The 4,023-nt window shown below is 64.9% G+C and carries 6 protein-coding genes; 1 reads left to right on the top strand and 5 read right to left on the bottom strand.

Going from position 1 to position 4,023, the window contains the following annotated elements; translation table 11 throughout:
- From ACI944_RS12595 to ACI944_RS12580, 4 genes are all read right to left on the bottom strand, one after another.
- Positions 1-562: NAD(P)-dependent oxidoreductase (locus tag ACI944_RS12595; RefSeq protein ID WP_411719387.1), on the bottom strand; the 562-nt coding region annotated here is incomplete at its 3' end.
- A 130-nt stretch (positions 563-692) separates the two neighbouring features.
- Positions 693-1,262, bottom strand: a complete 570-nt coding sequence (gene hpt, locus ACI944_RS12590; protein ID WP_411719386.1) for a hypoxanthine/guanine phosphoribosyltransferase — start codon at positions 1,260-1,262, stop codon at positions 693-695.
- A gap of 60 nt (positions 1,263-1,322) precedes the next feature.
- Positions 1,323-2,399, bottom strand: coding sequence for a DHH family phosphoesterase (locus tag ACI944_RS12585; protein ID WP_411719385.1), 1,077 nt, complete (start codon positions 2,397-2,399; stop codon positions 1,323-1,325).
- A 55-nt stretch (positions 2,400-2,454) separates the two neighbouring features.
- Positions 2,455-2,892 (bottom strand): universal stress protein, encoded by a 438-nt coding sequence (locus ACI944_RS12580; RefSeq protein ID WP_411719384.1) that lies wholly within the window; start codon positions 2,890-2,892, stop codon positions 2,455-2,457.
- Positions 2,893-2,980: 88 nt separating this feature from the next.
- On the opposite strand from ACI944_RS12580, the gene ACI944_RS12575 reads away from it, so the two are divergent.
- Positions 2,981-3,415, top strand: a complete 435-nt coding sequence (locus tag ACI944_RS12575) for a universal stress protein (RefSeq protein ID WP_411719383.1) — start codon at positions 2,981-2,983, stop codon at positions 3,413-3,415.
- 21 nt (positions 3,416-3,436) lie between these two features.
- Here ACI944_RS12575 and ACI944_RS12570 read toward each other — a convergent pair whose 3' ends face one another.
- Positions 3,437-3,970, bottom strand: coding sequence for a GNAT family N-acetyltransferase (locus ACI944_RS12570; protein ID WP_411719388.1), 534 nt, complete (start codon positions 3,968-3,970; stop codon positions 3,437-3,439).
- Positions 3,971-4,023: the final 53 nt, after the last annotated feature.

Here is a 4,023-nt window from a genome sequence, read left to right as displayed (position 1 = left end):
CGGCAATCGCGTCCTCGAGTTCGCCGGCAGGATAGACGCTTTCCACCCCGTCGACCGGCGTCGGCGTCCGTTTGACCCCGACGACGTCCACCCCGAGAGCGTCCGCGCGAGTGGCGATTCCGCGGCCGAGCGTTCCCAACCCGACCACGCAAGCCGACGATCCAGCGAGCGAGAACGGGCGGTCGTACGAGGGCCGCGACCACTCGCAGTCGCGCTGGCGGTCGCGGTGCCGGTGGAGGCCCCGAGCGAACGAGAGCATGTATCCGAGAGTCGTCTCGCCGACGGTGTCACCGTGGATGCCGGTACTGTTCGTCAGCGCGACCCCCGCCGCCTCGAGTGCCTCGAAGGGAAACCGGTCCACACCGGCCTGGATCGAGTGAATCCACTCGAGATCGGCTTCGAGAAACTGCTCGTCGTATGCAAACGTCACGAGCGCCACGCAGTCGTCGATGTCGTCAGTCGAAACGATCCGCAGGTCCGAATCGACGTCCGAGAGCGCCTCGCGGAGCGACTCGGGCGGGAAGACCACACCGACCGACTCGTGGATTCCAATGGTGGACATGGCGGCAGTTCGTCGGTAGTATATAAATAGCCGTCCGTCGGTGGCAACCGGCCAACCGCGGGTCTGTGCTGGCTCCTATGTCGGGCCCCGCGTTCGGGGCAGACATCCGGGGGGCGAGAGCGCCCGCCGGCTAGTCGTCGCCGGTCGGGTCGACGATCACGACTTCGCCGTTCTCGACGGCGACGTTTATAAGCGTCTTGGCGGTGTAGTCGGACTCGTCGAGTTTGTTCGTCCCCTCGACCTTCTTGATTACGGCGACGATGTCGACGACGTTCGCGCCGATGCCTTCCAAGGCGGCACAGATGGCCGAGAGCGTCCCACCCGTCGAAAGTACGTCGTCGAGTACAAGGACGTTGTCGCCCTCGTCGACATCGTTGATGAACATCTGGCTCTCGGAGTAGCCGGTCTCTTGGAACAGCGGCGTCTCGCCCTCGAGGCCGTACTCGCGCTTCCGGATGACCACGAGCGGGATGTCGGTCATGAGCGAAACGGCCGTGGAGATGTGGATCCCCATCGCTGCGGGCGTGACGATCTTGTCGACGTTCTCGAGTTGCGCCTTCCGGATGATCTTGATGACAATCTCCCGGAGAAGGCTCGGTTCGAGCATCGGGACGCCGTCGCTGATCGGGTGGACGAAGTAGTGATAGTCGTCCTTCTCGACGATCGGCGACTCAAGCAGCGACCGCTGAAGCTGATCCATGTCTCGCGTACCGGCAGATACGGGTAAAGCCTGACGGTCGCCGTCGGCCGGCATGGGCGGTTACTCGTCGGTTTCGTCGCCGCGATCGAGCGTCCGGAACGCCTCGAGGATCGTCCGTTTCGCCACTGCGCCGCGGGTGCTCCAGTGGTGGGCGTAATCGAGCATATCGTCGTAGATGTCGGGCTTGCAGCCGGCGGCCTTTGGGTGGCCGCCGCCGTTGACCTGCCGGGCGACCTCGTGGCAGCGCTCGAAGGCGTCCGTACCCCGTATCGACGCCGATCCGGCGGGTTTGACGATGACTGACGCGTCGGCACCCGCCTCACGCATCGCCTCGGCGACCTCGTTTTGCGAACACCGGCCGTAGGTGACGCCGACGGCCCACTCGCCGATCTCGCGGAACTCCGCCCGCTCCGTGGCCTTCCCGATCAGGGCGTCCTTCTCGACGCGTTTCTCCTCGAGGAACGCCTCGACCGATTCGGGCAGGTCGGCCCCGTGTTCGATGACCGTCTCGACGTACTCCTCCGAATCGGCCCAGTAGGCGTAGTCGGCGATGTCGTCGCTTCGGGGGTCCTCGCGCAGCCACAGGTCGTGGTCTCTGGTGACTGCCGCGAGGTCTTCGTACCGGTCGTCGAACTCGGCGTCGAGTTCCGCGAGCGTCACGTCGGTCGTGCAGACCGAATCGGAGTCACCGACGACTAACTCGGCGTGCTCGGCGACGGCCTCGGCGAGGGTCTCGTCCCACTGGTGGTGGTCGAACCACCTAACTGAGTCGGCTAACTCGGCGACGGCGGGGAGCGACTCGAGATCTCGGTCGGAATCGGGGCAGAGATCGCAGACGAACACGTCGAGACCGGGGTCGCCGTACGCAGCGACGTACTCAAGCGCGTCCGAGAGCTCGTGTGGGCCCGCCGGGAGCAGCCCCGCGGTCCCGAAGGCGACCCGAACCAAGGCGACACAGCCGAGGCCGTCGGCATCGGGATCGGCAACAACGATCCGATTGACCCCTTCGAGCGTCTCCCTTGCCTCGCGTTCGGCGACCTCGTCGTCGAACGAATCCGGCGAAAAAAAGCCCTCACCGGGCAACAGCGATCGACGGTGAAGCGATATCCGCTCATCGTCGATGAGTTGATCGTCCATGCACACACGCCGGGCGGTGTCTCAATAAGCCTCCCGTTCACCGTCCGCAGCGAGGTCACTCGAGTTGTCGGACGGTCATGACGGGAACCGGGCACGTCCGGACGACCCGTTCGGCGACGCTCCCGAGGAGAAACGAGTGGTCGCCGCTCCGCCCGCGCGTGCCCATCGCGATGCCGTCGGCATCGGTGTCTTGAACGTAGCCGACAATCTGTGTCGCGGGGCGGCCGGTGCGGACGGCCGTCTCAAGGTCAATCGGCTCCTCAAGCTCGTCGTTCGCCTCGACGATCGCGTCGATCGCATCGGTACCCTGCTCATCAAGCGCGCCCCGAACATCGTTGTGGAGCCGCTCGGGAAGGGGCTCTAGGCGGCTCTCGTCGATCACGTGGAGCGCGTGCACGGTGGCGTCGAACCGTCGGGCGAGATCGAACGTGCAATCGACCGCCCGCGAGACGCTTTCGGAGCCGTCGGTCGCTACGACCACCGTCTCGAACATACCTGCTATCGACTCGCAGATATCATAAATCCACGCTTTCGCTACCGCGTCGAGTGTGGTTTAAGTTCCTCTCGCCCGAGGCTGTCGTATGGAGATTGACACGGTGCTCGTACCCGTCGACGGTACGGACGCGGCCATGAACGCCGTCGAGTATGGGGTCGCAATCGCGGACCGCTATGCGGCGTCGGTTCACGCGCTGTATCTCCTCGGCGAGAACGCGGCGACGGCGATCGACGACGGGAGCATCGACGCCGAGGCGGTCGCTAATCGCGGCGAGGATATCATGGACGGTGTCCGGGCCGTGGCCGACGACATCCCGGTCGATCACTCCTCGGCCTGTGGATTCTCCGTTTCGAGGCTGAGCCAACACCCCGGAACCGTGATTCTCGACGTTGCGGAGATGCTCGACGTCGGTTTCATCGTCGTCCCGCGGCAGCCGGTCACCGGCGACTCGGAGGCGGTGATCGAGAAGGCGGCCGAGTACGTGCTCGCTCACGCCTCACAGCCGGTGTTGTCGGTCTGAGCGCCGAGAGCGTCGGCGGGGCTACTCCGAATCGGGGGTCAGGCGCGCCGACATCTCGAGTTCGAAGCTTCCGTTGTCGGTCGGCCTGAACCCAACCTTTCGGTAGAGGGCTGTCGCCGCCTTGTTCCAGCGTTCGACAGATAACCAGACACGCTCGACCCCGTCCTCGCGTCCAGCGCCCAGCAGCCCCTCGATGAGCCCGGTCCCGATACCGGCGTTTTGATACTCTCCAAGGACGAAAATGGCTAGTTCAAAGGATTCCTCGTCATCCGGGACCAACATCGCGTGCCCGATCGGGTCTTCGCCGTGCCACCCGATTACGTTGAGCGCGTTCGCGTCCATCAGCGTCTCCAGCCACGTCCGGATCTGGTCCTCGTTCGTCGGCGGGATGCCCTGTGCGCGGTCCTCCGGGTCGAACGCGCGGTACATCTCAAACAATGGTTCGATCCCGCCGTTGTATCGCTGGACCTCGATCAGCCGTCCCTCGCGGTCCTCGAACTCGTACGGTGGGGCCTCGTATGGGCCGGCCACGTCGTCTGGGTACTCGCGGGTCATCGGATGAGAGTCACCGTCGTTCTGGCGTTCAGGAGGACGAACTCCGCGATGGA

This window comes from Natronomonas sp., from assembly GCF_046710025.1.
Lineage (GTDB): Archaea > Halobacteriota > Halobacteria > Halobacteriales > Haloarculaceae > Natronomonas.
Note: the sequence above shows the minus strand (reverse complement) of the source record. Positions and strands in the feature narration are given on the sequence as shown.